Raw genomic sequence first — 25,301 nt, forward strand, 5'->3', positions numbered from 1 at the left:
CCCGGGTTAGAGTAGCGCCATGACGAAGAGCGCCCCCGCCAGGCGACAGGCGGCGCTCGTGTACAACCCGATCAAAGTCGACGAGAAGCATCTGCGGGACAGGGTCCGAGTCCTCTCGCGCGAAGCCGGGTGGGAGCACCCGGCCTTCTATCCGACCACGATCGAGGACCCCGGTCAGGGTGCGACGGCCCAGGCCCTCGCCCGCGCTGTGGATGTCGTGCTCGTGGCCGGCGGAGACGGCACGGTGCGCGCGGTCTCCGAAGCCATCGCGAACACCGGGGTCCCACTCGCGATCCTGCCGAGCGGCACCGGAAACCTGCTGGCGCGCAACCTGGGGCTCCCGCTCGCCGACCCCGACGAGATGATCCGCGCGGCGCTCGGCGAGTTCCGCCACGCGATCGACATCGGCTGGGCACGCCTGACGCGAGAGAACGGCGAGCACGAGGAACACGCGTACGTCGTTCTCGCGGGCGTCGGGTTGGATGCCGACATGATCGCCAACACCCGCCCCGACCTCAAGAGATCGGTCGGGTGGATCGCCTACGTCGACGGAGCCGCGAGGTCGCTCGTGGGCGCCGAGCCGTTCCGCTCCGTGTTCCAGATCGACGACGGACGCCTGCATTCGACCAAGGTGCACAGCATCCTGTTCGCGAACTGCGGCACGCTGCCGGCGGGCATCTCCCTGATCCCCGACGCCTCGATCACGGACGGCATCCTCGATGTCGCGGTGATCCAGCCGACCGGCATGTGGGGTTGGCTCGGGGTCTGGCGCAAGATCTGGTGGGACAACTCGGTGCTGCGACGCTCGCGCGCGGGCCGCCGGGTGCTCGAACGTCGGGGCAGGGATGCCTCGGTGCACTACTTCCGCGGAGCCGCCGCCGAGGCCGCCGTGACGTCACCCACCTCGATAGAGCTCGACGGCGATGAGTTCGGGACGGCCGTGCGCGTCACCTGCCGTGTGGACCCCGGAGCGCTCCTGCTGGCTCTTCCCGCCGACCACCCGGTCGCGTCACTCTGATCCCCGCGGTTCGGGAACCCTCCGACCGCTGCGTCAGCCGCGCACCTCGACCGTGCCGTCGAGGCCGCCGCCGACGAGTGTGAGGGTGAAGGCGTCGTCATCGACGGCGTCTTCGCCGAACTCGAGGATCGTCGCACGCGGCGCCATGTCCATGGTGCACACCTGGTCGTCGTCGGTCGCGAAGGTCGCCGTGCCGGAGGCGCCCGACCCCTCGAGGTTCTCGACCACGGGGGCGCAGCTCGACGAGCCCCAGGTGAGCAGCACCAGCGAGCCGTCGTCGAACCACCCGGCGCTCGGGGTGTACTCGGTCGACGAGCCGGGGGTGCCGGTGAACGAGGGGTCGCCGTCGAGATCGACGTCGTCGACGACATCGCCATAGGTCACCTGCAGCGTGACATCCTTCGTCGGATCGACCCCTTCCGGCAGCGCACCGATGCTCGCTCGGGACGCCAGGTCGGCCGTGCAGGCCTTCTCGCCGTCTCCCTCGGACTCTGGCTCGACGAGTGTCACCGAGACGGTCTGACCTTCGGCCGACACCGTGTCGACCTGCGGAACACAGGTGGAGGATCCCCAGGTCACGACCGCGAACATGCGGCCGTCGTCGAGCAGCGTGCCCTCGACGTCATCCGAGTCGTCGGTGCTCTGACCGGGTCCGCTCGAGGGGTTCGAGGTCGCCTGAGACCCGGTGGCCCCTGGGCCGATCGTGCACCCCGCGATCAGCAGTACGGCAGCCAGGGATGAGAGTGCGGCGATGACACGCGATGGCGATTCCATGCACACAGGGTACCGGCCGCGGTCCGCCACGGGCACCCCGTCCTGCCCCCTATTGCAGCGCCGAGGTGAGGCGCGCGAGGTTGTCGAGGACGGTCGAACGCAGAGGCTGCTGCATCCACTCCTCGAGCGTCAGCTCTCTGCTGAGCGAGCGGTACACGTCTTCGACCTCGCGCATCTCGGCGACGAACTCCTCGCCCCGCACCAGCATCGACACCTCGAGGTTCAGACCGAACGAGCGCATGTCCATGTTGCTCGAGCCGATCACGGCGACCTGGTCGTCGATCGTGAGGCTCTTGGTGTGCAGGATGTACGGCCGACGGTACATCCAGATCCGCACCCCGGCCTTGAGCAGCGCCTCGTAATAGCTGCGCTGCGCGTGATAGACCATCGCCTGGTCGCCCTCCTCGGAGACGAACAGCTCGACCGCGACACCGCGGTCGACCGCGGCGGTGACGGCGAGCAGCAGCGCTTCATCCGGAACGAAGTACGGGCTGACGATCATGATCTTCTCTTTGGCCGCATAGAGCAGCCCGAGGAAGAGACGCAGGTTGTTCTCGACCTCGAACCCGGGCCCCGACGGCACGACCTGGCAGTCGAGGTCTCCCGACCCCGTCTCGGCGTGAGAGATGTCGATCTCCTGCAGCACCTCGTCGGTCTCGCTGTACCAGTCGCTGAGGAAGATGGCGTTCACGCTCAGCACGACGGGTCCGTCGATGCGGACCATGAGGTCGACCCAGTGCAGACCGCGCTTGATGTTCTTCGGAAGGTTGTAGGTCGAGTCCGTGACGTTCTGCGAGCCGAGGAACGCGACCTTGCCGTCGACGACGAGGAGCTTGCGGTGGTTGCGCAGGTCGGGCCGCTGCATGCGTCCCTTCAGCGGCTGCACCGGAAGCATCAGATGCCAGTTGGCGCCCATGTCGTTGAGCCGCTTGACGGTCTGCCGATACTTCGGCTTCCATCTGTTCGCCCAGTGGTCGAGCAGCACGCGGACGTGCACGCCGCGCTCTGCGACCTCTTCCATCGCGCGGAAGAAGTTGTCCGTCGAGGCGTCGGCCTGAAGGATGTAGAACTCGATGTGGACGTAGTCCTCGGCCTTGCGGATCTCGTCGGCCATCGCGTCGAGCGAAGCCTGATAGTCCGCGATCAGGTGCGCGCCGTTGTCTCCCGAGATCGGCAGGGCTCCGGGCCTGTGGTTCATCTCGACGAGCGGGGGGAACCAGCTCGGTGCATCCGGTCGCAGGGTGCCGAAGTGCAGGTGCTCGCTCGTCTCGGCGATGTACTCGTTGATCTGATCCTGCTTGCGTCGACGAGCACGGGGCAGACGCGGGTTTCCGATGAGCAGGAAGAGGAAGACCCCGATGAACGGGATGAAGAAGACCGCGAGCAGCCACGCCATCGCCGCGGTGGGTCGCCGGTTGCGCGGGATCACGATGATCGCCGTGATGCGGATCGTCAGGTCGAGGGCGATCAGGAACGCCGCGGTCCACCAAGCCCAGATCTCGGGCGTCATCCCTCGTCCTCTCGGCCGGTCGGCACTGCGACGCCGGTCGCGTCAGTGGGCACCGACGAAGGTGCGCTGGCTACACAGTATCCGATGGGGCCGACGCTGCTCAGGAGCGCGGCGGCAGACCGCGCGCAGCCCGCTCCTCGGCCTCGATCCGCGCGTGCACCTTGCGTTCGGTGCGATCGAACCGCAGGATTCCGCGGAGAACGAAGAAGAACACGACGCTCACCCCGATGGTCGGGATGATCGACCATGCGGCTGCGAGCCAGAAGTTCTCCATGACTCCATGGTACGCGACCCACTGGTCCTCCACACTCGGGGGCCTGACGCGGATCGATCGTCCAGGCTGTGGAATCGAACCGTGACGACGGCCGCCCGATGAGACTCGCCGGATGACAACACTGCTCCGTGCTTCCGGCTCCGCTGAGTTCCTCAGCATCGTCCCCTCCCTCGCAGGCTTCACCCCGACCGAGAGCCTCGTCCTGCTGCCGTTCCGAGGCACTCGCACGTACGGTGCGATGAGACTCGATCTCCCCCGTGACGACGTCGAACTCGAGGACTATGCGGATGCCGCGGTCGGTCTGGTCGCGAGAGTCGAGCGGACGGATGCCGTCGCCCTCGTCGTCTACACGGATGACGCGGTGCAGCAGACGCGGGACGGGCTCGTCCTGCCTTTCGCGGTCGAGGTCGACGAACTCCTCGGGCGGGCGGAGGACGCCGGCCTGCGCATCGTCGACGCGCTCTGCGTGACCTCGGACGGCTGGTCGAGCTACCTCGACGGCGACCCGCAGCTCCGCGCTCTCGATCGCGCGGCCCCCGAGGTTCCCGGCGTCGGCGATGTGTCGGGCGATCAGCTGTCCGGTGCCGTCCTGCCGGCGGCCGGCTTCGCAGACAGCGAGAGGGTGGGGCGAGCGCTGCGCGACGTCACCGACCTCCTCGCGCGGGGCGGAGAACCCGGGCCGACGGGCACCGAGAACCCCCAGGCGATCGCTGCGCTCGTCCTCCTCGAAGACATCCCGGCCTTCTTCGAAGCCGTACTCGCATCGCCCGACGACCTGCCGCCCTTCGCCACCGCCGCACTCCTCTGGTGCCTCGAGCGACCGCTCTTCAGGGATGTGGCGCTGACGCAGTGGGCCTCGGATGTCCGTGGCGGCGAGCGCACGCTCGAGGCGCAGCTCAGCTTCGCCGATACAGGGTCGACCGTGCCCGACGACCTCGGTGATGTCTTCCTCGGGCGAGGGCCCACGCCCGATCCGGAGCGGCTCGCGGTCGCCCTCTCACTCGTCCGCACCGCCGCATCGCTCGCGCCTCGGGCCACGAGACCCGCGCCGCTCACTGCTGCGGCGTGGCTCTCATGGGCGCTCGGCCGGTCGAGTCATGCCGCGCAGTACCTCGATCTCGTGCGCGCGATCGATCCCGACTACGGCCTCGCCGCCCTGCTCGAGACGATGATCAACGCGGCGATGCTGCCGGAGTGGGCGTTCAGACGCGGCGCGACACCCGCTACTTGACGAGCGGGAACAGGATGGTCTCGCGAATGCCGAGCCCCGTGATCGCCATCAGCAGGCGATCGATCCCCATGCCCATCCCGCCGGACGGGGGCATGCCGTGCTCGAGTGCCCGCAGGAACTCCTCATCGACGGGCATCGCCTCGACGTCGCCGCGAGCGGCGAGCTTCGCCTGTTCGACGAACCGCTCGCGCTGGATGACGGGGTCGACGAGCTCGGAGTATCCGGTCGCCAGCTCGAAGCCGCGGATGTACAGATCCCACTTCTCCACCACGCCCTCGATCGAGCGGTGCTCGCGCACGAGGGGCGAGGTGTCGACGGGGAAGTCCATCACGAAGGTGGGGCGCACGAGGTCGCCCTTCACGAAGTGCTCCCAGAGTTCTTCGACGAGCTTGCCGTGCGTCGCCTGAGCGGGCAGGTCGACGTCGTTCGCCTCGGCGAAGGCGATCAGATCCTCGACCGAGTCGCTCGGGGTGATCGTGCGACCAGAGGCCGCCGACAGCGACTCGTACATCGAGATGCGATCCCACTCGCCGCCGAGATCGTACTCGGTGCCGTCGGCCCAGGTCACCGTGGTCGAACCCGCGACGGCGATCGCCGCCTGCTGCACGAGCTCCTGCGTCAGAGCGGCCATCTGGTTGTAGTCGCCGTAGGCCTGGTAGGCCTCGAGCATCGCGAACTCCGGGCTGTGCGTCGAGTCGGCACCCTCATTGCGGAAGTTGCGGTTGATCTCGTAGACACGCTCGATGCCACCGACGACGGCGCGCTTGAGGTACAGCTCGGGCGCGATGCGCAGGTAGAGCTCGGTGTCGAAGGCGTTGGAGTGCGTGATGAACGGACGAGCGGATGCTCCACCGTGCTGCACCTGCAGCATGGGCGTCTCGACCTCGAGATAGTCGTGGCTGCCGAACGTCGCTCGGAGGCTCGCGTTGACCGCGGCACGGGCGCGCACGGTCGTGCGCGCCTGCTCACGGACGATCAGGTCGAGGTAGCGGCTGCGCACACGCCCCTCCTCGCTGAGCTCCGAGTAGGCGTTGGGCAGCGGCAGGATGGCCTTCGAGGCGATCGCCCACGCATCGGCCATGATCGACAGCTCGCCTCGGCGGCTCGAGATCACCTCACCGTGCACGAACACGTGATCGCCGAGGTCGACGTACTCCTTCCAGTCGGCGAGCGACTCCTCGCCGACGTTGGCGAGCGAGATCATCGCCTGGATGCGCGAGCCGTCGCCCGCCTGCAGCGTCGCGAAGCACAGCTTGCCGGTGTTGCGGCTGAAGACCACGCGACCCGCGACGCCGACGACGACACCCGTCTCGGTACCGGCCTCCAGCTCGCCGTACTCGGCGCGCAGCGCGGGGATCTGGTGAGTCACGGGCACGCTCACCGGGAAGGCTCCCCCGCCGGCATCCGCTCGGTTCGCGACCAGACGCTCGCGCTTGGCCAGGCGCACGGCCTTCTGCTCGTGCACGTCTTCTTCGGTCGCGGCGGTGGTCGTGTCGGGCGCGGCAGACGCGTCAGTCATTCGGGGCTCCTTGAAAGTCGTGTCCAGTTTACCGAGGTCGCGTCCCTCACCCCGCGGTCGAGTCTGGGTAGCCTCGAAGCATGGCAGCCACCAGACTCGCCCGCGCTCTCGTCACGATCGGTCTCGCCGCCGCAGCGGTGCTCGCGTCAGCAGCGACCGCCGCCGCCGCAGCGCCGCCCGCATCCCCCGCGACCGGTGCCACGGTGGTCCGCGCGGATGTCGACGACTTCAGTTACGCGTCGTGGGATGCGCGGTACGAGGTGGGGCTCGACGACGATGGGCGCGCCCGCATGCACGTCACGGAGACGCTCACTGCGCGGTTCCCTGATGTCGACCAGAACAAGGGGATCGTCCGCGGGCTGCCGACCAGCTATGAGAATGCCTGGCTCGATGCGCGGGTGCTGTCCGTGACCGACCAGTCCGGGGCCGATGTGCCCTACGAGACCGACACCGAGGATGGACTGCTGCTGATCCTCACCGGCGACGACGACTACGTGCGCGGACTCACGACCTACGTCATCGAATACGAGATGCGCGACGTGATCCTCGCTGCCGACTCGGGCGTCGACGAGTTCTACTGGGATCTGCTCCCCCTCGACAGCACCCAGCCGATCGAGGATTTCCACGCCGAGGTCGCGTTCGATGAGACGATGACCGATCGGATGACCGGCGAGGCCCGCTGTTATGCCGGCTACGAGGGGTCGACAGACGAATGCGACCTGACTGCATCCTCCGACGGCTCGCAGCTCAACGTCGAAGCGAACGAGCTGTCACCGGGCGAAGGCATCACGATCGCGGTCGGGTTCGAGCCGGGCACCGCAGCGCAGCCCTCGGCTCGGCAGCCCGACCCCGTGACCGACACCGTGCCCGCGATCGCGGCGCTCGGCGGGCTGGGACTCTCCATCGCGAGCTGGTTCGCCGTCTCGTCCTTCAAGAAGAACCGGCGCACGGCCAGCGGCATCATCGTCGCCCAGTACGACGTGCCGGACTCCCTGCCGCCGCTGCTGGCCGCCGCGATCGTGCCCGGAGCCAAAGACCCGATCCCCGCGGAAATCGTCCACCTGGCTGTGCGCGGCACGCTCCGCATCGAAGAGGGAACAGACGCCGATCGGCCGCGGCTTCGACGCCTTCCGGGTGGCCGGATTCCCGACCAGCTCGATGTCGAGGCGCTGGACGCTCTGTTCGCGGGCGCCGACTCCGACGGTGTCGCCGAGCTGCCCAGCTCGAGCGAGGACTTCGCCGCACGCATGAAGACCCTGTCGCAGCATGGCGTCGAGGCCGCGGTCTCGCGCGGGCTCACCACGAAGGCGCGCAGCAGGGGCGCGATGATCCTGCAGTGGTGCGCGATCGCCATCGTGCTGGCCGGCTTCGCCCTGGGCCTTTGGGGGATCATCGCAGGGAGGGTCACGGCGATCCCCGCGTTCGTGGCGATCGCCTTCGGCGCGCTCCTCGTGCTGCTGTCATCCTTCTACGGCTTCTCGAAGCACACGGTCCTCTCGGCCGAGGGCGCTCGGCAGTACGAGTACCTCATGGGTGTGCGGGAGTTCATCCGCGTCGCCGAAGCCGATCGGCTGCAGATGCTGCAGTCGTACTCCGGTGCCGAGCGGCGGCAGGACGGCAGCGCGAACGTGATCGTCGTCTACGAGCGCCTGCTCCCCTACGCGATGCTGTTCGGCATGGAGAACGAGTGGGGCGCCGTGCTTGAGCACGTGTACTCCTTCGAGCAGCGTGGGGCGACGTGGATCGGTGACCCCAGCACGCCGTTCGTCCACAGTCAGCTCATGGCGTTCGCCGCCTCTTCGCACGCCTCCGCGACGTACTCGGCGCCGAGCGCCAGCAGCTCGTCGAGCGCAGGCGGATCATTCGGCGGCGGCTTCTCGGGTGGCGGCGGGGGCGGAGGCTTCTCGGGCGGCCGCTGACCTCAGAGGAGCGGCGGCGGCCCGGATGCGTCTCGGAGCGCCCGCTCGACGGTCGACTGCACCAGGGCGGAGAGGTATCCGCCGGGATTCTCGATGCCGAGTGCGCCCAGACGGGAGGTGGACTGCGCGATGATCGAGCGCGAGAACTCCGTGACTGTCTGGATCGCGTCGGCATAGGCCGCACGGTCCGCCTCGGAGATCACCACCGGCTCGCACCCCATCTCGACGGCCAGGGCCTGCGCGATGGGCAGCACTGCCGCGGGTGCGGTGACCGCCGCATAGCTCGCCTGCAGCTGACGCAGATCGACAGACGTGCCCGTGAAGGTGATCGCCGGATGCACGGCGAGTGGGATGGCTCCACTCGCCGCCGCTGGGCGCAGCACCTCGATGCCGTGACCCGGGTCGGTGTGCAGCACGAGCTGGCCGAGCTGCCACCCACCGACCTCGGCGATGCCCGTGATCAGAGCGGGAAGCTGGTCGTGCGGCACGGCGACCACGACGAGCTCGCTGCGGCGCACGACTTCGAGTGCGTCGAGGATCGGCACGTCCGGCAGCACTGCTGACGCCCGGTCGTCGTCCGAGCCGCTCGTGATCCCCGTGATCGCGTGTCCCGCTCCGGCGAGAGCCGCGCCGATGACCGGCCCCACGCGCCCGGCACCGATGATGCCGACCCCGAGCCGCCCATCACGGCGCGAAGGATCACTCACCGTTCGGAGCCGGCGGCGCGGGAGGTGCCGGAGAGACGGGCGGCGCGGGAGGCGGCGGAGCCACTGGCGGCGCGGGAGGCGGCGGAGCCACTGGCGGCGCGGGAGGCGGCGGCGAGACAGGCTGCGCGGGCGGAGCCACAGGAGACGCGGGCGGAGCCACTGGCGGCTCAGCCGGCGAGCCGACCGGGGTGGCAGGAGGCGCAGGCGGAGGCACAGAACCCTCGAGCCCGATCGCAGCGGCGTCCGCCCCTGCACTCGGGTACCCGGGAACCTGTGCACCCTCGGCATCCGTCACGTACTCGCCCCATCGGTGGGTGTGATCGCGCGCTGCGGCGGCGACCGCTGCCGAGCTCACGCCGTCGAGAAGATACAGAGCGTCATCGCGCTCGAGACCGGACAGGTACCCCGTGATGAGCCCCTGCACGGAGTGCACCTGCGCACCGGACACGCGCTGCGCGCGGTCGATGGGTCCCTGCGAGAGCGACACGCCCTGCAGTCGCGCGAGCGGGAAGATGGCCAGCTTGCGCCAGACGACTCCTCGTCTGAGCAGCAGTCCGAACTCGGTCAGCACGAAGCCGTGGCGCTTCCACGACACCGGTCTGCGCCACCATGCGCGCCGCGGCATCGTGCGATAGGGATCGCCCTCGACCGGACCGAGGATGCCGTGCTCCCAGACGAGCGGGATGTCGGCGACCGGAGCATCCGGCAGGATCAGCGCGAGCACTCGTTCGACGTCCGCGCGCTTGCCCACCGGCAGCACGACGTTGAACTGCTGCGCAGAACCCGACGACTGCTGTGCGGCGCTCTTGCCGCTCATGCGGTTGATCCTGATGGTCCACCAGCCGAACGGACGCCACAGCAGCGACTGTGTGACCTCGACGGCGAAGATGCGCCCCGGAGGCAGTGTCTCGGTCACGGTCGTCAGCAGACCGTAGGTGATGCGCACGCCATCGGGCGTCGGAGCGATCGAGTAGCGCAGCGACTTCGAGATCTGCGCCCAGGTGATTCCGACGATCGCGATGATCATGGGGATCCCGATGCCCAGCGTGATGCCGAGACCGAGGAACCCGCCGATCGGATCGCCGTCGATCAGTGAGCCGATCGCGATGCCGCCGACCGCCACACCGAAGATGATGCCGAAGAAGATGAACCAGAGCACGCTCGAGATCAGCTGCGAGCCGACCAGGCGACCCGTCGGGATCTTGACCACGCTCTCCGGCTCGACATCGGCCAGGTCGACGCCGCTGATCAGATCGTTGACCCCGGCGTTCACCGACCCGACGAGCTGCGCTCGCGCCGAGCCCGGCCCGCCGGCGACGGAACCCGCGGCGTCCGAGGGCCGCACTCCGGCTGCGGCATCCGCGGCGGTCAGTCTCGCCGCGCGCGCACCCGAGGCGAGGCGCAGGATGTCGGTCCGCACCGCCTCTGCGCGCGGTGTCGCGAGGTACTCGAGCTCGACGTTGGAGTCGGTGCCCGCACCGACGACCTCGAGCTTCGCGAGTCCGATGATGCGCGCGGGGAACGGGCGAGTGAGGTTGACGCCCTGAACCCGATCGAGCGGAGCGCGCCGGTGCGAGCGGAAGACGATGCCCTTGCGCACCTCGACGTGATCGCCGGTGATCCGGAACTGCTGGAAACGCCACACGAACCAGAAGATGAGCACGAGCACGGCGACGAGCGCCAGCACGCTGAGCAGCACGATGATGAGCAGGTTGTTCTCGAAGACCCAGTCGACGGGGTCGCCACCCGAGTAGTCGTCGTAGTTCACCTCTTCGGGCGTGAAGAACTCGACGAACCAGGCGATGAGCCGATCGCGCAGGTTGGCGATCGCGATGCCCGCGATGATGATGAGCGCCAGCCCGCCCTTGAAGAGCGGGGTGAGCGGGTGCATCCGGTGCCACTCGCCGTCGGCGAGGGTCGCGGCTCGCGCCGGGGATTCGGCCGCCGCCGGGGGCGACGGGAAAGGCTGCTCGCTCACAGGCCCGTCCGGCGGGTCTCGGCGACGGCAATGAGGGTGTCGCGCAGCGCCTCGGCGGCGGCCTGTGCGAGTCCGGGGATCTGCACTCCCGTGGTGGCGGCAGCGGTGACCATCTTGAGCTGGGAGACGCCGAAGGCACGGTCGAGGGGGCCCTGCGTGATGTCCACGAGCTGCATACGGCCGTAGGGCACGGCGATCATACGCTGCCAGAGGATGCCCTTGCGGAAGACGATGTCGTCGTCGCGGAGCATGTACCCGATGGCCTTGGCCTGCCGCGGAAGGATCACCAGCGTGATCAGAGTGATGAGCACGATGACGCCCGCCGGGATCCACACCCAGGTCTGGTCGAGCACCAGCGCCAGCACGAGGGCCGCAGCCAGCACGACCGCGACGAAGATCAGATTCTGGAGCACCTGAGAGACCACGTAGCGCGGCGAGATCTGGTGCCAGGTGCCGTCGAGCTCCAGCCTCGCCTCGTTGCGCGCGGTGCGCAGCTGCGAGTACGTGCCCTGGTCGAGGGCCGCGAGGTCGCTGACCTCCGCCGAACTAAGCGGTGCCGGGGTCCCCGGCTCGATCTCTGGGTTCTGAGTCATCAGGATCCTTCGGCAGGGTGCAGAACTGTTCGGCGATGAGCGCGACGATGGCGAGCACGATCGCGCTTCCGATCAGTGCCACCATCGCCACAGTCGACCCTACCGGGGGATCGATCGGCCTGGAGAGAAGGAACGCCAGAAGCCCCGCGCCGAACCCGGCCATGATCGCCCCGACCAGGCTCGACGCGCGGGCGAGGGTCACGGCACGGGTCGCGCGGAACGGATCGATGCGGATGCCGTTTCGAACGCTCGCCCGCACCGGCCAGGCGACCCCCAGCGAGGCCGCGGCGATGAGCAGCAGCAGCACGGGCAGGAGCAGCGACGGCGTGAACGTCGTGCGGCCCATCGTGGTCAGCACATGATCGAGGACGAAGCCCCCGGCGGCGGCGAGCACGGCGAGGACCGCGAGGAGTCCGAGCGAGGTGCGCTTCATGAGTGCTCCCGGCGGCGCAGGTCGGCGACGAGCCCGGCGACACGGCCCCTGCCTGGCAGCACGGCGTCGCCGTCGAGCTCGAGCCACGGTTCGAGCACGAACAGCCGCTCGAAGGCGCGAGGGTGCGGCAGCTGCAGGCCAGCGTCGTCGGCTGATTCTTCGCCGTAGGCGATCAGATCGAGGTCGAGGGTGCGATCACCCCAGCGCTCATGGCGCTCGCGACCGTGCTCGTCCTCGATCGCGTGCAGCATGCCCAGCAGGATCGACGGGGCCAGGCGAGTGGTGACCAGCGCGACCGCGTTCACGTATCCGGGGGCCTCCGGATCCGGCCCGTCGAGCCGCAGCGCCACCGTCTCGAACAGCGACGACAGACGCACGTCGCTGACCAGCGGCAGTCGCGAGATGCGCTCTGCTGCGGCACGGATCGTGTCTTCGCGATCGCCGAGGTTCGCGCCGAAGGCCACGACGGCCACGGATTCGTCCCGCCCGGGTCGGGGACCGGGGAGGCTCGGCGGATTGGCCAGATTGCGACTCATCGCGATGCCTCCTCAGCGGATCGCTGCCGTGCCCGGTGCACCGTGACCGCGACATCCGAGAACGTGAGCGAGATCGGGGCGTGCGGCTTGTGCACCGTGACGGTGACGTCGTGCACCCGAGGGTCGGTGAGCGTGACGTCTGCGATGCGCTCTGCGAGCGTCTCGATGAGATTCACCGGCTCGCCCGCGACCACCTCGGCGACCTTCTCGGCGAGCTCTCCGTAGTGCACGGTGTCGGCGACATCATCTGACGCCGCCGCGTCGCTGAGCGGCATCCTGAGGCGCAGATCGACGGTGAACTCCTGGCCGTTCTCGCGCTCGTGGTCGTAGACCCCGTGCCTGCCGAAGACGGTGAGCCCCGTCAGGACGATCTCGTCGAGGACATCCATGGTCTATCCCTCCCAGGCGTGCACGACGGCCAGAGCGTCGCGGGTGGCGCCGACATCGTGCACTCTGACGGCCCAGACTCCGGCGCGAGCGGCGAGGGCGCTCGTGACGGCCGTGGCGAGGTCGCGTCGCGCTTCGGAGACCGTCGTCGGGTCCGCATCGATGGTCTCCGCGAGGAACCTCTTGCGAGACGTGCCGATGAGCACGCGGGGCCCCAGGGCGACGATCTCATCGAGTCCGCGCAGCACGCCCCAGTTCTGATCGCCCTTCTTCGAGAACCCGATGCCCGGATCGACGATCAATCGCGACGGCGCGATACCGGATGCGGCAGCCTCACCCATGCGCTCGTGCAGCTCACCTGCGACCTCGCGTGCCGCGCGACGGTATTCGGCGTGCGCGTACATGTCGGATGAGAAGCCGCGCCAGTGGCCGATCGCATAGTCGGCGCCGGATTCGGCGACCGCCGCGAGCATGTCGGGGTCGGCCAGACCGCCGGACACGTCGTTGACGACCCGCGCCCCCGCTCGCACCGCAGCGGCGGCGGTCGAAGCGTTGAGGGTGTCGATGCTGACCGGCGCGCCCGCGGCGACCAGACGCTCGATCACCGGGAGCACACGCCGCTGCTCTTCCTCGGCTCCCACACGCTCGGCGCCGGGCCTGGTCGACTCGCCGCCGACGTCGAGCACGGTGGCTCCCTCAGCACGCAGCCGCAGGCCGTGCTCGACGGCCCGATCCACGTCGAGATAACGACCGCCGTCGCTGAACGAGTCGGGCGTGACGTTGACGATGCCCCAGATGCCCGTCATCCGTGCACCATTCCCGAGCCTGAAGACCCGATCAGCGCGATGAGCTCGGCCCGGGCGATCGGCTCGGTGTATTCGCCACGGGCCGCGATCGTGAGCGTCGAGGCCTCGGGCTGTCGTCCACCGCGCATGGTCACGCAGCCGTGGCTCGCATCGAGCACCACGAGCACGCCACGTGTGTCGAGGTTCTCGGCGATCGTGTCGGCGATCTGCTCACCGAGGCGCTCCTGCACCTGGGGGCGACCGGCGAGGATCTCGACCACACGCACCAGCGCTCCGAGTCCGACGACCTGCTCGCCCGGCAGATAGGCGATGTGCGCGTGACCCGCGAACGGCAGCAGATGGTGCTCGCACACCGACCGGAAACGGATGTCTCTCAGCAGCACGGCACCCGACGGAAGCGTGTCGGGAGCAGGGCCTCGAGAGACGCTGATCGTGTGCGCGAGAGGGGCCGCAGCATCCTCGCCGACACCCGCGAAGAACTCCGCGTAGAGATCGCCCATGCGCGTCGGCGTCTGCTTCAGACCCGGGCGATCAGGGTCCTCGCCGATCGCCTCGAGCAGTTCCCTGGTGAGCCGCTCGACACGCGCGCGGTCGACAGACACCGGTCAGGCCGTCGCAGGTCGAGCCTGGCCGGCTCCTGCCGATCCGGGCTGCGTGCGCGGAGCCGCGGCCGGCGCTTCGACCGATGCCACCAGCGAGACGTCCTTCTTCGGGACCTCGATCGGGGGCCGCTCCGACACGGGGCGGTCCTCGCTCGAGAGCCACAGCGGACGCTCGGGGAGCTTCTTCACCTCGGTGAAGATCTCGGCGATCTGGTTGTGATCGAGCGTCTCCTCCTCGAGCAGCGACAGGGCGAGGCGGTCGAGGATGTCACGGTTGGCGCTGATGACCTCGTACGCCTCGTTGTGAGCCTGCTCGATGAGCGCCCGCACCTCTGCATCCACCCGCTCGGCAACCCTCTCGGAGTACTCGCGTCCCCTGCCCATGTCGCGACCGGCGAAGGGCTCGCCGCCCTCGCTGCCGAGCTTGACCGGGCCGACCTGTGTGGTCATGCCATATTCGAGCACCATCTTGCGGGCGATCGAGGTCGCCTTCTCGATGTCGTTCGAGGCGTCGGTGGTCGGGTCGTGGAACACGATCTCCTCCGCGACGCGACCGCCCATGGCGTAGGTCAGCTGGTCCTGCAGCTCGTTGCGGGTGATGGAGTACTTGTCGTCGAGCGGCAGCACCATCGTGTAGCCGAGAGCCTTGCCTCGGGGCAGGATCGTGATCTTCGTCACAGGATCGGTGTAGTTCATCGCCGCCGCAGCGAGAGCGTGACCGCCCTCGTGGTACGCGGTGATGAGCTTCTCCTTGTCCTTCATCACACGGGTGCGACGCTGGGGGCCCGCGATGACACGGTCGATGGCCTCGTCGAGCGCACGGTTGTCGACCAGCTGCGCGTTCGAGCGTGCGGTCAGCAGAGCGGCCTCGTTGAGGACGTTCGCGAGATCTGCTCCGGTGAAGCCCGGGGTCTTGCGCGCGACGACCTCGAGGTCGACGCTCTTGGCCAGCGGCTTGCCCTTGCTGTGCACCTCGAGGATTTTCTGGCGCCCGCGCAGGTCGGGGGCGTCGACACCGATCTGACGGTCGAAGCGGCCGGGGCGCAGGAGTGCCGGGTCGAGGATGTCGGGGCGGTTGGTCGCCGCGATCACGATGACGTTCGCGTTCGGGTCGAAGCCGTCCATCTCGACGAGCATCTGGTTGAGCGTCTGCTCGCGCTCGTCGTTTCCGCCACCCATACCGGCGCCGCGGTGGCGACCGACGGCGTCGATCTCATCGATGAAGATGATCGCGGGAGCGTTCTCCTTGGCCTGGTTGAACAGGTCACGGACACGCGATGCACCGACGCCGACGAACATCTCGACGAAGTCCGAGCCCGAGATCGAGTAGAACGGGGCTCCCGCCTCGCCGGCGACGGCACGGGCGAGCAGGGTCTTTCCGGTTCCCGGAGGGCCGTACAGCAGCACCCCCTTCGGGATGCGGGCGCCGATGGCCTGGAACTTGGCCGGGTCCTGCAGGAACTCCTTGATCTCGTGGAGCTCCTCGATCGCCTCGTCGGCGCCGGCGACGTCGGCGAAGGTGACCGTCGGGGTCTCCTTGTTGACGAGCTTCGCCTTGGACTTGCCGAACTGCATGACCTTGCTGCCGCCGCCCTGCATCGACGAGAGCAACCACCAGAACAGCAGGCCGAGCAGCACGAGGGGAAGAAGAAGAGAGAGGATGCCGTCGAACCAGGTCGCGCGAGGCACGGCGTCGTTGAAGCCGTCCTTCGGCTCGGCGGCGTTGATCGCCGAGACGACCTCTTCAGCACGCGCATCGACGTAGTAGAACTGCACGTTCTCCGAGCCCTCGAACGCCTTCGACAGGGTCATGTCGACGCGCTGGTCTCCGTCGGTGTTCACGACCTCGGTGACCGTCTTGCCCGAGAGCAGCTCCAGACCCTCCTGGGTCGTGACCTGCTTGGGCGCGCCGAGGTTCGAGATCAGCAGGAAGCCGCCGAACAGCAGCAGACCGATCAGAGCGACGTAGATCAGCGGATTCCGAGTGAGCTTCTTGACATCCATGGTCGGATCAGCGTATCGCGCGTGCCCTAGGTGGCCGCTGTGCGTTCACCCACGGCGTACCCTTCGACAGGCTCGGCGATCGGGTGACGGGTGATCAGCTGTAGACGTGCGGAGCGAGCACCGCGACATCGCGCAGGTTGCGGTAGCGCTCGTCGTAGTCGAGGCCGTAGCCGACCACGAAGTCGGTGGGGATGTCGAACCCGACGTACTTGCAGTCGATGACGACCTTCGCGGCCTCCGGCTTGCGCAGGAGTGCGAGCACCTCGATCGACTCCGCACCGCGCGACTCGAAGTTCTCGAGCAGCCAGCTGAGGGTGAGGCCCGAGTCGATGATGTCCTCGACGATCAGCACGTGCTTGCCGTTCAGGTCGGTGTCGAGGTCTTTGCGGATCTGCACGACGCCGCTCGATTTGGTGCTCGCGCCGTAGCTCGACACCGCCATCCAATCCATCGGGGCGTGGAACGGAAGAGCGCGTGCGAAGTCCGCCATCACCATGACCGCTCCCTTGAGCACGCCGACGAGGATGATCTCCTTGCCCTCGTAGTCGGCCGCGACCCGAGTCGCGAGTTCATCGAGCTTGGCGATGATCTCCTCCTCTGTGACGAGGATCTGAGCAAGGTCGTCCTGGATCTCCGCGGCGCGCATGGATCGATTTTAGGCGACGCGCACCGATGCTCCCGCCCAGGATCCGCAGATCGGCGACCAGAATTCTGGATGCACGTCCGGCATCGGCACTACTCTGGCGCTGGAACGGGCGCGCGCCCGCAGACGGAAGGATTCACCCATGGCACTCGACGACATCCTCACGCAGGTCCCGATCGACGACATCGCCGCGAAACTCGGAGTCTCCCCCGACGTCGCCAAGGAGGCGGTCGAGCAGGGTGGAGCCGTGCTGCTGGGCGGCCTCGCCAAGAACGCCTCAACGGCCGAAGGCTCCGCCGCTATCGAGAACGCGCTCAAGCGCCACCAGGGCAAGACCGGGGCCGCGAAGAAGGTCGACGACATCGATCAGGCCGACGGCGGCAAGATCGTCTCGCACATCCTCGGTGACGACGAGAAGAAGGTCACCGAGAAGCTCACCGAGTCGAAGGAGACCGCCGGCATCGACTTCGGCAAGCTCCTCCCGATCCTCGCTCCGATCGTGATGGGCTTGATCGCCAACGCCACGAAAGACAAGTCCGCGAAGCCCGGCACTGCAGAGGCGCAGTCGGGTGGCGGCATCGGCGATGTGATCGGCGGTCTGCTCGGGGGCGGCAGCTCGTCTGGTGGCGGCGGCATCGGCGATCTGCTCGGCGGCATCCTCGGGGGCGGCAGCTCCTCGGGCGGCGGCAGCATCGGAGACCTGCTCGGCGGCCTGCTCGGCGGCAAGAAGTAGGACGCGCGTCTCGCCTCGCTCAGCGGGCGGTGAAGACGATGCGTCCGCCCCCCCGGGCTGCCGAGCACGCGGGCAGGTCGATGGGTCCCTGACCCGACCAGTCGGTGGCGAGCCGCGCGACCTCGAGAGTCTGCAGCCGCGTCAGGCTCACGCCGAACTCGCTGTCGACGACCAGTCGGATGATCCGGTTGCGCAGAGCCGCCGGGTTGGCGGCGAGCGCAGCGACGCTCACCGATATCCCTGCCTCGGCGTGCTCGACGATGTCCTCGATGGTCTCGTGGATCATCTCGTCGAACGCCTCGGCGTCCTCCCGCAGCTGCTCGGCCGTGCGCGCCAATGCCTCGGCGATGCCCGGGCCGAGTTCGGCTTCGAGCACGGGAAGCACCCGGTCGCGCACACGCACCCTGGCGAATCGCTGCTCTGCATTGTGCGGGTCGTCCCAGACCTCGAGGTCGGATGCCGTGCAGAACGCTCGTGTGGTCTCCCGGCGCACCGCGAGCAGCGGCCGCACCCAGCGCAGCCCGTCATCGTCCTCGCGGACCGGCGCCATCCCCTGCAGGCTCGCCGCACCGGATCCGCGGGCGAGGCCGAGCAGCACCGTCTCGGCCTGGTCGTCGAGCGTGTGTCCGAGCAGCACGGCAGAGGCGCCGGCATCCGCTGCGGCATCTTTCAGCACCCTGTACCGCGCGTCGCGGGCCGCGGCCTCCGGGCCGCCTTCCTCGCCCACCTCGACCCTGACGATGAGAGCGTCGAGCCCGAGGGCCGCCGCCGTCTTCGCCGTGCGGGTGGCGACAGCATCCGATCCGCTCTGAAGACCGTGGTCGACCGTGAGCGTGCCCACCCGGACTCCGAGCTTGGGGGCTTCGAACGCCGTGGCCGCGGCGAGCGCGAGCGAGTCCGCTCCCCCGGAGAGAGCGACGACGACGGTCGACCCCTCGGGCAGATCGGCGAGCGCAGAGCGCACGGCGAGGCGGATCTCGGCGATGGCGGGTGAGAGCGACGGCACAGACCAACGGTAGATCACGAGGACGGATCGCCGCGCCGCGCTCGCGCTCGAGGCGCTCCGCGTCCTAACCTGGCGCCGTGACGGATCACCCAGTGCGGTTCAGGACCGAGCGGTTCAAGGCGTTCGTCGATGCCGTCGTCGCGATCGCGATGACCCTGCTGATCCTGCCGCTCATGGAATCCGTGTCGGAAGCCGCCTCCGGCAAGCTCAGCACCGCCGAGTTCTTCATCGAACACTCGGGTCAGCTGCTGAGCTTCGGGCTGAGCTTCGTGCTCATCGCGACGTTCTGGATGGGCCACCACCGTCAGTATCGCGACGTGGATTGGATCACCGGCCCGCTGCTCTGGATCAACATCGCCTGGATGGCGACCATCGTCTGGCTGCCCGTGCCGACCGCGATGATCGGACAGATGGAGACGGACTCGCTGCAGCCCGTGGTCTACATCGGCACGCTGATCCTCACGCAGATCACGACTCTCGCTGGGTGGCTCTATCTGCTGCGTCATCCCGACTTCACCACCACTCCCGTCGACATCCTGCGAGCGGGAGTGATCGGCGACCTCGCCGCGATCATCCTGTTCCTGATCGCCCTCGCGCTCGCGGTGTTCGTCCCGGCGATCGGCTATGCCGGGCTCCTGGTGCTGCTGCTGACCGGGGTCGTGACGACACTGCTGAACCGTGCGTCGCGGCGGGCGCCGAGGCCGTCCGCCCGCCGCGGGTAGGCTAGTGCGCGGCATCCAACCGTCATTTCTGAGGAGCACACGCATGGGCGCACACGACGCCGTCATCGAGATCCCGCGCGGCAGCCGCGTGAAGTACGAGGTCGACCACGAGACCGGACGAGTGCACCTCGACCGCGTTCTCTACACGACCTTCGGGTACCCCGCCGACTACGGCTACTTCGACAACACCCTCGGCGAGGACGGCGACCCGCTCGACGTACTCGTGCTTCTCGACCACGCCATCTACCCCGGCGTCGTCGTCGAGGTGCGCCCGGTCGCCGTGCTCAAGATGAGCGATGAGGCAGGCGGAGACGACAAGCTCGTCGCCGTGCTGTCGAAGGACCCCCGTTGGGCACACGTCCAGGACATCGGCGATGTCGCCGAGTTCACCAAGAAGGAGATCGAGCACTTCTTCGAGCACTACAAGGACCTCGAGCCCAACAAGTGGGTCAAGGTCGACGCGTGGGGCGACGCCGCCGAGGCGCAGCGCATCCTCGACGAGGCGATCGTCCGCTTCGGCGAGCAGGGTCACTGACCCCTCGTCTCGACGACGAAGACCCCCGGATCCGCACTGCGGCCGGGGGTCTTCGTCGTTGCCGACGCGGATCTCAGACCGAGACGCCGCGATCTGCGAGGAAGGTGATGGGGTTGGTGTACGCACCGTTGATGTACACCTCGAAGTGCAGGTGGCAGCCGACGGATGCTCCGGTGTTGCCCGCGTATGCGATGACCTGACCGGAGTTCACCCACGAGCCGCTGCGCACAGCGAACCCTCCGTCCCTGATGTGCGCATAACCGGAAGCGACTCCGCCGCCGTGCTGGATGCGGATGTAGTTGCCGTAGTTGCCGCGGGGTCCGGCGTAGTCGACGGTGCCGGACTGCGCCGCGTAGATCGCCGCACCGCAGCCGTTCGCGAGGTCGACGCCGTAGTGGTAACCCGAGCAGGCCGCACAGGGCTTGGGTCGAGAGCCGAATCCGGCACTCCGGTATCCGCCGTGCGGTCGGACCCAGCCGCCGGACCCGGGTGATCCGCCGACTCCTCCACCGCCACCGCCACCGCCGCCTCCACCGCCATTGCCTGCGGCAGCAGCAGCAGCCTCGGCCGCTTCGCGGCGCTTGCGCTCCTCTTCCGCGACGCGCACGCCCTCCTGGTAGCCGGCGACGGTCGTCGCCGTGGCGTCCTTCAGAGCTGCGAGCTGTGCCTGCATCGTCGCGAGGTTGGCCGACTGCTCGTCGAGGGCTGCCTGAGCGGCGTCGGCTGCGGCCTGGGCCTCGATCATCTTCTGCTCGGCGACCTGCTGCAGACGGTCGCGCTCCGTCCGGGCGACGACGGCCTGATCGGTGAGCGCCTGGGCCGAGTTGCGTGCGGCGACAGCGTTGTCGTGCACCGTCTGGTTGTACTGGTAGACCTTGTCCATCGTCCCGAGACGAGAGAGCAGCTGGTCGGCGTTGTCAGCCGATCCGGCGAAGAAGAGTTCGAGGGCGGTGTCGTCGCCGCCGTTGCGATACAGCTGCGCGGCGAGCTGTGCGGCCTTCTTCGTCGCATCGTCGGCGACGAGGGCCTGCTCATCGGCCTTCGACTGGAGCTCGTCCGCCACGGCGATGGCGTCGAAGTACGCCAGCTGAGCGGCGTTGTACTCTTCGCCCGCGAGGACGGCCTTGGCCTGCGCGTCTGCCACCCGCTGCTTGAGCGACTGGATGAGCCCCTCGATGCGGGTGACCTCGGCAGCCTTGGAGGACTCGTTGTTCATGGCGTTCTGCACGTCGTCCCAGCTGGGATACGTCGCCGCGTACGCGGCGGTCACACCGTTGGAGACGCCGAAGGCGCTGAGGGCGACGACGCTCAGAGCGCCGAGAGTGAGGGCGCCGCGACGGGTGACCGAGCTGTCCTTCCAGAACGCACGGCTCTCCGCAGGCGTCGGCGCGCAGCCGCAGTCGTCGGATGCCGCCGCAGCAGCACCCTTCGTCGAGTCCTTGTCGTTCACGCGGCCCCTTCCGCCGGTTTCACAAATGCCACACTAACAACTTCTTTCACATCCGCACCATACGGCGGACAGCGCGAGAGGACACAGTGATACGAGTCCATCGTCCTCCTGAACACGCCCGGGGGACAGCAGGCTCGCCCTCGATTTCCGTTTTGCTCAGATCTTCCCTTATGCTTGAGCGTCGGCAAGGAAGTCCTCCGGGACAGACTTCGGCCCCATCGTTTAGCGGCCTAGGACGCCGCCCTTTCACGGCGGTAGCACGGGTTCGAATCCCGTTGGGGTCACTCCTTCCGGTACAATTGAAAACAAGTATGGCCCTGTAGCGCAGTTGGTTAGCGTGCCGCCCTGTCACGGCGGAGGTCGCGGGTTCAAGTCCCGTCAGGGTCGCTCTAAGCGACGGGCCTTTCTCTTCGAGAAGGGCCTTTCGTCTAGATGCGGCAGGTCTTGCCAGTCGCATGGCTCTGTAGCTCAGTTGGTAGAGCGCACGACTGAAAATCGTGAGGTCACGGGATCGACGCCCGTCGGAGCCACAGGGTGATCATTACAGTCACCTTAGGAACCCTCGCCTAGCTTCTACATGGCGGGGGTTTCCGCTTTTTCTGAAGCAGTCCATACAAGATCGACGACCGGCGTCAGCCGCGAGTCCTCCTCGACACGAGCGGGACCATCGCGTCGATGCGGCCCGCGAATGCGGCTGCAGCAAGGCGGACACGCACTTCGTCTCTCGCCGTCGATATCCCACCCGACGTATGCGAAGTAATATACCGATATGGGACCTGATCTGCCCGTTGTGCCTGGGGCCCAGCGCAACCTGGGAGCCGAAGAGCTCTTCCGTCGACTGGCGACGTCGATCGCTGACGGCACCTATGCGCCCGGCGCGAAGCTGAGCGACAAGGCGATCGCCGACGACCTCGGCGTCACCCGCACTCCGGTACGAGAGGCCGTGCAGCGACTCGCGCGGGCGGGGCTGATGGAAGTCCATGCGAATCGCTATTCGATGGTCACCGACATCACCGACGAGCGGTCACGCATCACCCGCGAGTTCGCCGCGTCTCAGGGCGGGGAGATCATCCGCGAGGCTGCACTCGCACTGTCCGAGGCAGACCTCGCCATCGCGTGCGAGCTGATCGGCGACGCCATCGAGTCGGTCGAGTCCGGCGAGGGATGGATCGAGGCCCATGTCGAGCTGTTCGAGTTCCTGACCGACCGTGCGCTTAACGATCTCTATCGACTGATGCTGAGCGACTTCTGGTACCTCGTGTTCCGCGATCTCTACCTCGGTGAGCCGCGAGTGAACACGAGAGAGTCCCTCGAGGAGCTCGAGTCGGCCATGCGGGCCCGCAGCGCGAACGCCGGCGTGAAGGCCGTGCAGAGGATGCTCCGCCTGAAGTAGCGGATCGACTCCGAGGAGTTGGTTCCGGTCCCCCGCGCCCGAACGGGGGGACCGGATCAGCCGATGAGAAGGTCCGCATGCGCACCCACCCCCATGTGGGCGCTCAAGACCGAGAGACTCAAGGGCACCGTCTGGTTCGACCGACGGTCGAGCAGCAGAATGCGGCTCGTCGTGTTGCCAGCGTATTGGCGAGGCGCGTCCTGACGCTGATCGGGGCTCGACCGTTGACGTGGAGACGCTCGAACTGCTAAGCCGACATCCCGCACGCGATCGGCCGGTGGCGACCGCCTGACTCCGGGCTGGATACGCTCGAACCATGCTCGAGACGTTCACCGGATTCGCGGTCGTGGGGGTCGCGATCGCGCTCGGCTACGTGCTCGGCCGGATCGATCTGCTCGGCCCGCACGCGCGGCATGTGCTCGGTCGCCTGATCTTCTTCGTGCTGTCGCCGTTCCTGCTCTTCACCGTGCTCGCCCATGCCGATGCGAAGATGCTCTTCTCGTCGCTGCTCCCCGTCTCAGCGATAGCGGCCGTCGCGATCATCGCGATCTACGCCCTGGTGGCGCGGCTCTGGTGGAAGCGTCCCGTCGGAGAGACGCTCATCGGCGCGCTGTCGGCCGGGCAGGTCAACTCGAACAACATCGGAATCCCGCTGTCGCTCTATCTGCTCGGCAGCGCCGCCTATCCCGCGCCGGTGGTGCTCCTGCAGCTGCTGGTCTTCACGCCGGTCTCGCTGACGATCCTCGATGCCGTCACGAGCGACCGGGTCTCGCTGCGCAAGACCTTCATGCGCACCGCGACCAACCCGATCATCATCGCCTCACTCCTCGGAACCCTCGTCTCGGTGCTGGGCATCACCGTTCCGCCCATCGTCATGGAGCCCGCGCAGCTGATCGCCGACGCGGCCGTGCCGGTACTGCTGATCAGCTACGGCATCTCACTGCACGGCCAGCGCGTGCTCGGAGCCCCCGGACACCGCCGAGACATCATCTTCGCGACATCGCTCAAGCTCATCGCTATGCCTCTGATCGCCTGGGTCGTGGCCGAGTTCGTCTTCGGGCTGTCGTCGGCCGAGGTGCTGATCGTCGTCATCCTCGCAGCGCTCCCGACCGCGCAGAACGTCTTCAACTACTCGCAGCGCTACGACATCGGCGAGACCATCTCGCGTGACACCGTGTTGCTGACCACGCTCGGCTGCCTGCCCGTGCTGGTCCTCATCATGTTCCTGCTGGGCTGAGCACCACAGCATCCCGCCGGGCGCCGGGGTCGGAGAGGGTCAGCGGAAGATCGCGCATCACGACGACACTGTCGAAGACCGCGGCCCCGGCGGGAAGCGCGTCGAAGAACGACGACCGAAGGTGGTGCAGGCGAGCACCTTCGACCTTCCAGGTGTCGGACGCGAGTGCGACAGGTTCGACGCGGCGTCGATCTCTGGCCGGTGACCACCCGACGCGACCGGAGCGGTAGAAGTCGGACGCCTCGTCGATCGATGCGAACAGTGTGCTCGACCATTCGCCGACCACCTCGACGTCCGCGGTGAGGCTGCGCCCGGTCGCCTCCATGGCGAACGCGTAGCGATCGCCGGACTCATCGATCCGAAACCGCGCCCTGCGATGCACCCCGGGAAACAGGCGTCCGCCGAACAGCACCGGATGCCATGCCGAACTGTGGCGTTCGAAGATGAAGACCCCCTGTTCGACGCCGTCGGGGCCGTCCCACTCGACGGCGATCCGATGAGCGGCGTTCTCGGAGCGGAGCCCCCGTCGACTGTTCGACCAGCTCGGCCGGACCGATTCCAGACCCAGCACGCACACGCCGGCGACCGCAGAGCCGTCGATGATTCGTGCGCGGAAACCCGCGGGCAGCAGCGAGGCGGCGACCTCGGGGTCGACGCGGTAGCTGATCAGCAGTCGCCGGCGCAACTGCGCCCGTACGTCACGAATGATCTTCATGTTGCGAATGTAGCACTGTAGCTAAATTCCTCCAAGGGTGTCGGTGTCCATCCCTCCCCGTAGGTTGGATCCGTGAACAACCCGCTCATCTACATCGCCGTGATCGGCGCGATCCTCGTGCTGGCGATCTTCCTCCCCCGCTGGGTTCGCCGCTCGACGGACAGGGCCGGCGGCCAGGCAGGGCGGCGCTACGCGACGACCCGCCTCACGGGGATCCTCGACGAACTGGGCACGACGCTGGTGCTGCACACGTCCGAGACGACGGCGCGCGAGGTCGTCGACGGCGTCGTGCTGCAGCAGCCGCGCAAGTTCACCCGACTCGAGGGCGGCGACTACGGCATCCGTTTCGTCGAGCCGGATGACGCGATCGTGCGGCTCGTCGACGATGAGGACGGAGCCCGGCTGGAGGTCGAGAGGATCCGCGAGTACCTGGGCGTGCCGAACACCTCGGAGTTCTGGGCAGACCTGCGCTCGGGCGTCTCTGCGGCCGCCCACGCCAGGGGCATCGCGGTCTCCCCCGGACGGCCCCTCCACCACCGGCGCGACGAGGCGACCGGCACCTGGATGTCGGACTAG

The 25,301-nt window shown here is 68.0% G+C and carries 26 protein-coding genes and 3 tRNA genes; 12 read left to right on the forward strand and 17 right to left on the reverse strand.

Annotated features, from left to right (window positions below):
- Positions 1-19: 19 nt before the first annotated feature.
- Complete coding sequence (locus tag ACLKOY_RS08455; RefSeq protein ID WP_140036110.1) at positions 20-1,018, forward strand: diacylglycerol/lipid kinase family protein; 999 nt, start codon at positions 20-22, stop codon at positions 1,016-1,018.
- A 33-nt stretch (positions 1,019-1,051) separates the two neighbouring features.
- Here ACLKOY_RS08455 and ACLKOY_RS08460 read toward each other — a convergent pair whose 3' ends face one another.
- The 3 genes from ACLKOY_RS08460 to ACLKOY_RS08470 form a co-directional block, all read right to left on the reverse strand.
- Entirely contained in the window at positions 1,052-1,792 is a 741-nt protein-coding gene (locus ACLKOY_RS08460) for a hypothetical protein (RefSeq protein WP_436453229.1), read from the reverse strand.
- Positions 1,793-1,841: 49 nt separating this feature from the next.
- Entirely contained in the window at positions 1,842-3,302 is a 1,461-nt protein-coding gene (cls, locus tag ACLKOY_RS08465) for a cardiolipin synthase (RefSeq protein ID WP_436453230.1), read from the reverse strand.
- Between the two features lie 100 nt (positions 3,303-3,402).
- Entirely contained in the window at positions 3,403-3,576 is a 174-nt protein-coding gene (locus ACLKOY_RS08470) for a hypothetical protein (protein WP_164481682.1), read from the reverse strand.
- 112 nt (positions 3,577-3,688) lie between these two features.
- On the opposite strand from ACLKOY_RS08470, the gene ACLKOY_RS08475 reads away from it, so the two are divergent.
- Positions 3,689-4,807 (forward strand): DUF4192 family protein, encoded by a 1,119-nt coding sequence (locus tag ACLKOY_RS08475; protein ID WP_436453231.1) that lies wholly within the window; start codon positions 3,689-3,691, stop codon positions 4,805-4,807.
- Here the strand turns inward: ACLKOY_RS08475 and lysS are convergent.
- Positions 4,800-6,326: a lysine--tRNA ligase gene (gene lysS, locus ACLKOY_RS08480; RefSeq protein WP_436453232.1), complete on the reverse strand. Its 1,527-nt coding sequence runs from the start codon at positions 6,324-6,326 to the stop codon at positions 4,800-4,802. The two genes, ACLKOY_RS08475 and lysS, sit on opposite strands and share 8 nt — an antisense overlap.
- Positions 6,327-6,406: 80 nt before the next feature.
- Here lysS and ACLKOY_RS08485 point away from each other — a divergent pair, with 80 nt between their 5' ends.
- Positions 6,407-8,245, forward strand: coding sequence for a DUF2207 domain-containing protein (locus ACLKOY_RS08485; protein WP_436453233.1), 1,839 nt, complete (start codon positions 6,407-6,409; stop codon positions 8,243-8,245).
- A 2-nt stretch (positions 8,246-8,247) separates the two neighbouring features.
- On the opposite strand, the gene ACLKOY_RS08490 is transcribed toward ACLKOY_RS08485, so the two are convergent.
- The 10 genes from ACLKOY_RS08490 to hpt form a co-directional block, all read right to left on the reverse strand.
- A complete protein-coding gene (locus tag ACLKOY_RS08490; RefSeq protein ID WP_436453234.1) occupies positions 8,248-8,952 on the reverse strand; it encodes a DUF2520 domain-containing protein in 705 nt (234 codons plus the stop codon).
- Positions 8,945-10,930, reverse strand: a complete 1,986-nt coding sequence (locus ACLKOY_RS08495; protein WP_436453235.1) for a PH domain-containing protein — start codon at positions 10,928-10,930, stop codon at positions 8,945-8,947. Before ACLKOY_RS08495 ends, ACLKOY_RS08490 begins: the two co-directional genes overlap by 8 nt.
- Entirely contained in the window at positions 10,927-11,523 is a 597-nt protein-coding gene (locus tag ACLKOY_RS08500; RefSeq protein WP_363572291.1) for a PH domain-containing protein, read from the reverse strand. Before ACLKOY_RS08500 ends, ACLKOY_RS08495 begins: the two co-directional genes overlap by 4 nt.
- Entirely contained in the window at positions 11,477-11,956 is a 480-nt protein-coding gene (locus tag ACLKOY_RS08505; RefSeq protein ID WP_436453236.1) for a DUF3180 domain-containing protein, read from the reverse strand. Before ACLKOY_RS08505 ends, ACLKOY_RS08500 begins: the two co-directional genes overlap by 47 nt.
- The gene (gene folK / locus ACLKOY_RS08510; protein ID WP_436453237.1) at positions 11,953-12,492 is read right to left on the reverse strand and encodes a 2-amino-4-hydroxy-6-hydroxymethyldihydropteridine diphosphokinase; all 540 of its coding nucleotides are present in this window, start codon (positions 12,490-12,492) and stop codon (positions 11,953-11,955) included. The genes ACLKOY_RS08505 and folK overlap by 4 nt, the downstream gene beginning before the upstream one ends.
- Positions 12,489-12,881, reverse strand: coding sequence for a dihydroneopterin aldolase (folB, locus tag ACLKOY_RS08515; protein WP_436453238.1), 393 nt, complete (start codon positions 12,879-12,881; stop codon positions 12,489-12,491). Before folB ends, folK begins: the two co-directional genes overlap by 4 nt.
- 3 nt (positions 12,882-12,884) lie before the next feature.
- The gene (folP, locus tag ACLKOY_RS08520) at positions 12,885-13,685 is read right to left on the reverse strand and encodes a dihydropteroate synthase (RefSeq protein ID WP_436453239.1); all 801 of its coding nucleotides are present in this window, start codon (positions 13,683-13,685) and stop codon (positions 12,885-12,887) included.
- The gene (folE, locus tag ACLKOY_RS08525) at positions 13,682-14,287 is read right to left on the reverse strand and encodes a GTP cyclohydrolase I (protein WP_436453240.1); all 606 of its coding nucleotides are present in this window, start codon (positions 14,285-14,287) and stop codon (positions 13,682-13,684) included. The genes folP and folE overlap by 4 nt, the downstream gene beginning before the upstream one ends.
- 3 nt (positions 14,288-14,290) lie before the next feature.
- On the reverse strand, positions 14,291-16,291 hold the full coding sequence (gene ftsH / locus ACLKOY_RS08530; RefSeq protein ID WP_436453241.1) for an ATP-dependent zinc metalloprotease FtsH: 2,001 nt from the start codon (positions 16,289-16,291) through the stop codon (positions 14,291-14,293).
- 94 nt (positions 16,292-16,385) lie between these two features.
- Positions 16,386-16,937 (reverse strand): hypoxanthine phosphoribosyltransferase, encoded by a 552-nt coding sequence (gene hpt / locus ACLKOY_RS08535; protein ID WP_042536974.1) that lies wholly within the window; start codon positions 16,935-16,937, stop codon positions 16,386-16,388.
- A gap of 139 nt (positions 16,938-17,076) precedes the next feature.
- Between hpt and ACLKOY_RS08540 the strand changes: the two genes are divergently transcribed.
- The gene (locus tag ACLKOY_RS08540; RefSeq protein WP_436453242.1) at positions 17,077-17,667 is read left to right on the forward strand and encodes a DUF937 domain-containing protein; all 591 of its coding nucleotides are present in this window, start codon (positions 17,077-17,079) and stop codon (positions 17,665-17,667) included.
- A 19-nt stretch (positions 17,668-17,686) separates the two neighbouring features.
- On the opposite strand, the gene tilS is transcribed toward ACLKOY_RS08540, so the two are convergent.
- Complete coding sequence (gene tilS, locus ACLKOY_RS08545) at positions 17,687-18,673, reverse strand: tRNA lysidine(34) synthetase TilS (protein WP_436453243.1); 987 nt, start codon at positions 18,671-18,673, stop codon at positions 17,687-17,689.
- 77 nt (positions 18,674-18,750) lie between these two features.
- Between tilS and ACLKOY_RS08550 the strand changes: the two genes are divergently transcribed.
- Together ACLKOY_RS08550 and ACLKOY_RS08555 are read left to right on the forward strand one after the other, a co-directional pair.
- Positions 18,751-19,395, forward strand: coding sequence for a TMEM175 family protein (locus ACLKOY_RS08550; protein WP_436453244.1), 645 nt, complete (start codon positions 18,751-18,753; stop codon positions 19,393-19,395).
- A 43-nt stretch (positions 19,396-19,438) separates the two neighbouring features.
- On the forward strand, positions 19,439-19,930 hold the full coding sequence (locus tag ACLKOY_RS08555; protein ID WP_436453245.1) for an inorganic diphosphatase: 492 nt from the start codon (positions 19,439-19,441) through the stop codon (positions 19,928-19,930).
- 73 nt (positions 19,931-20,003) lie between these two features.
- On the opposite strand, the gene ACLKOY_RS08560 is transcribed toward ACLKOY_RS08555, so the two are convergent.
- The gene (locus ACLKOY_RS08560; RefSeq protein ID WP_436453246.1) at positions 20,004-21,380 is read right to left on the reverse strand and encodes a peptidoglycan DD-metalloendopeptidase family protein; all 1,377 of its coding nucleotides are present in this window, start codon (positions 21,378-21,380) and stop codon (positions 20,004-20,006) included.
- Between the two features lie 211 nt (positions 21,381-21,591).
- Here ACLKOY_RS08560 and ACLKOY_RS08565 point away from each other — a divergent pair.
- The 5 genes from ACLKOY_RS08565 to ACLKOY_RS08585 all read left to right on the forward strand — a co-directional run bounded on the left by ACLKOY_RS08565 (position 21,592) and on the right by ACLKOY_RS08585 (position 24,010).
- Positions 21,592-21,664 (forward strand) — tRNA-Glu (locus ACLKOY_RS08565).
- A gap of 29 nt (positions 21,665-21,693) precedes the next feature.
- Positions 21,694-21,767: transfer RNA gene (locus tag ACLKOY_RS08570), tRNA-Asp, on the forward strand.
- A 70-nt stretch (positions 21,768-21,837) separates the two neighbouring features.
- A tRNA-Phe gene (locus tag ACLKOY_RS08575) sits at positions 21,838-21,910 on the forward strand.
- A gap of 239 nt (positions 21,911-22,149) precedes the next feature.
- On the forward strand, positions 22,150-22,773 hold the full coding sequence (locus ACLKOY_RS08580; RefSeq protein ID WP_436453247.1) for a GntR family transcriptional regulator: 624 nt from the start codon (positions 22,150-22,152) through the stop codon (positions 22,771-22,773).
- Between the two features lie 316 nt (positions 22,774-23,089).
- Complete coding sequence (locus ACLKOY_RS08585) at positions 23,090-24,010, forward strand: AEC family transporter (RefSeq protein WP_436453248.1); 921 nt, start codon at positions 23,090-23,092, stop codon at positions 24,008-24,010.
- Here ACLKOY_RS08585 and ACLKOY_RS08590 read toward each other — a convergent pair.
- The gene (locus ACLKOY_RS08590) at positions 23,991-24,725 is read right to left on the reverse strand and encodes a DUF2071 domain-containing protein (RefSeq protein WP_436453249.1); all 735 of its coding nucleotides are present in this window, start codon (positions 24,723-24,725) and stop codon (positions 23,991-23,993) included. The two genes, ACLKOY_RS08585 and ACLKOY_RS08590, sit on opposite strands and share 20 nt — an antisense overlap.
- Positions 24,726-24,797: 72 nt before the next feature.
- Here ACLKOY_RS08590 and ACLKOY_RS08595 point away from each other — a divergent pair, with 72 nt between their 5' ends.
- Positions 24,798-25,301: a hypothetical protein gene (locus ACLKOY_RS08595; protein WP_436453250.1), complete on the forward strand. Its 504-nt coding sequence runs from the start codon at positions 24,798-24,800 to the stop codon at positions 25,299-25,301.

This window comes from Microbacterium sp. K2 (assembly GCF_051365005.1).
In the GTDB taxonomy this organism is placed as follows: domain Bacteria; phylum Actinomycetota; class Actinomycetes; order Actinomycetales; family Microbacteriaceae; genus Microbacterium; species Microbacterium foliorum_B.

Excerpts from the sequence above, each read along its gene's own strand:
- ACLKOY_RS08455 (WP_140036110.1), top strand. The coding sequence starts at position 20 with ATGACGAAGAGCGCCCCCGCCAGGCGACAGGCGGCGCTCGTGTACAAC.
- ACLKOY_RS08460 (WP_436453229.1), bottom strand. The coding sequence starts at position 1,792 with ATGGAATCGCCATCGCGTGTCATCGCCGCACTCTCATCCCTGGCTGCC.
- cls (WP_436453230.1), bottom strand. The coding sequence starts at position 3,302 with ATGACGCCCGAGATCTGGGCTTGGTGGACCGCGGCGTTCCTGATCGCC.
- ACLKOY_RS08470 (WP_164481682.1), bottom strand. The coding sequence starts at position 3,576 with ATGGAGAACTTCTGGCTCGCAGCCGCATGGTCGATCATCCCGACCATC.
- ACLKOY_RS08475 (WP_436453231.1), top strand. The coding sequence starts at position 3,689 with ATGACAACACTGCTCCGTGCTTCCGGCTCCGCTGAGTTCCTCAGCATC.
- lysS (WP_436453232.1), bottom strand. The coding sequence starts at position 6,326 with ATGACTGACGCGTCTGCCGCGCCCGACACGACCACCGCCGCGACCGAA.
- ACLKOY_RS08485 (WP_436453233.1), top strand. The coding sequence starts at position 6,407 with ATGGCAGCCACCAGACTCGCCCGCGCTCTCGTCACGATCGGTCTCGCC.
- ACLKOY_RS08500 (WP_363572291.1), bottom strand. The coding sequence starts at position 11,523 with ATGACTCAGAACCCAGAGATCGAGCCGGGGACCCCGGCACCGCTTAGT.
- ACLKOY_RS08505 (WP_436453236.1), bottom strand. The coding sequence starts at position 11,956 with ATGAAGCGCACCTCGCTCGGACTCCTCGCGGTCCTCGCCGTGCTCGCC.
- folK (WP_436453237.1), bottom strand. The coding sequence starts at position 12,492 with ATGAGTCGCAATCTGGCCAATCCGCCGAGCCTCCCCGGTCCCCGACCC.
- folB (WP_436453238.1), bottom strand. The coding sequence starts at position 12,881 with ATGGATGTCCTCGACGAGATCGTCCTGACGGGGCTCACCGTCTTCGGC.
- folP (WP_436453239.1), bottom strand. The coding sequence starts at position 13,685 with ATGACGGGCATCTGGGGCATCGTCAACGTCACGCCCGACTCGTTCAGC.
- ftsH (WP_436453241.1), bottom strand. The coding sequence starts at position 16,291 with ATGGATGTCAAGAAGCTCACTCGGAATCCGCTGATCTACGTCGCTCTG.
- hpt (WP_042536974.1), bottom strand. The coding sequence starts at position 16,937 with ATGCGCGCCGCGGAGATCCAGGACGACCTTGCTCAGATCCTCGTCACA.
- ACLKOY_RS08540 (WP_436453242.1), top strand. The coding sequence starts at position 17,077 with ATGGCACTCGACGACATCCTCACGCAGGTCCCGATCGACGACATCGCC.
- ACLKOY_RS08555 (WP_436453245.1), top strand. The coding sequence starts at position 19,439 with ATGGGCGCACACGACGCCGTCATCGAGATCCCGCGCGGCAGCCGCGTG.
- ACLKOY_RS08580 (WP_436453247.1), top strand. The coding sequence starts at position 22,150 with ATGGGACCTGATCTGCCCGTTGTGCCTGGGGCCCAGCGCAACCTGGGA.
- ACLKOY_RS08585 (WP_436453248.1), top strand. The coding sequence starts at position 23,090 with ATGCTCGAGACGTTCACCGGATTCGCGGTCGTGGGGGTCGCGATCGCG.
- ACLKOY_RS08590 (WP_436453249.1), bottom strand. The coding sequence starts at position 24,725 with ATGAAGATCATTCGTGACGTACGGGCGCAGTTGCGCCGGCGACTGCTG.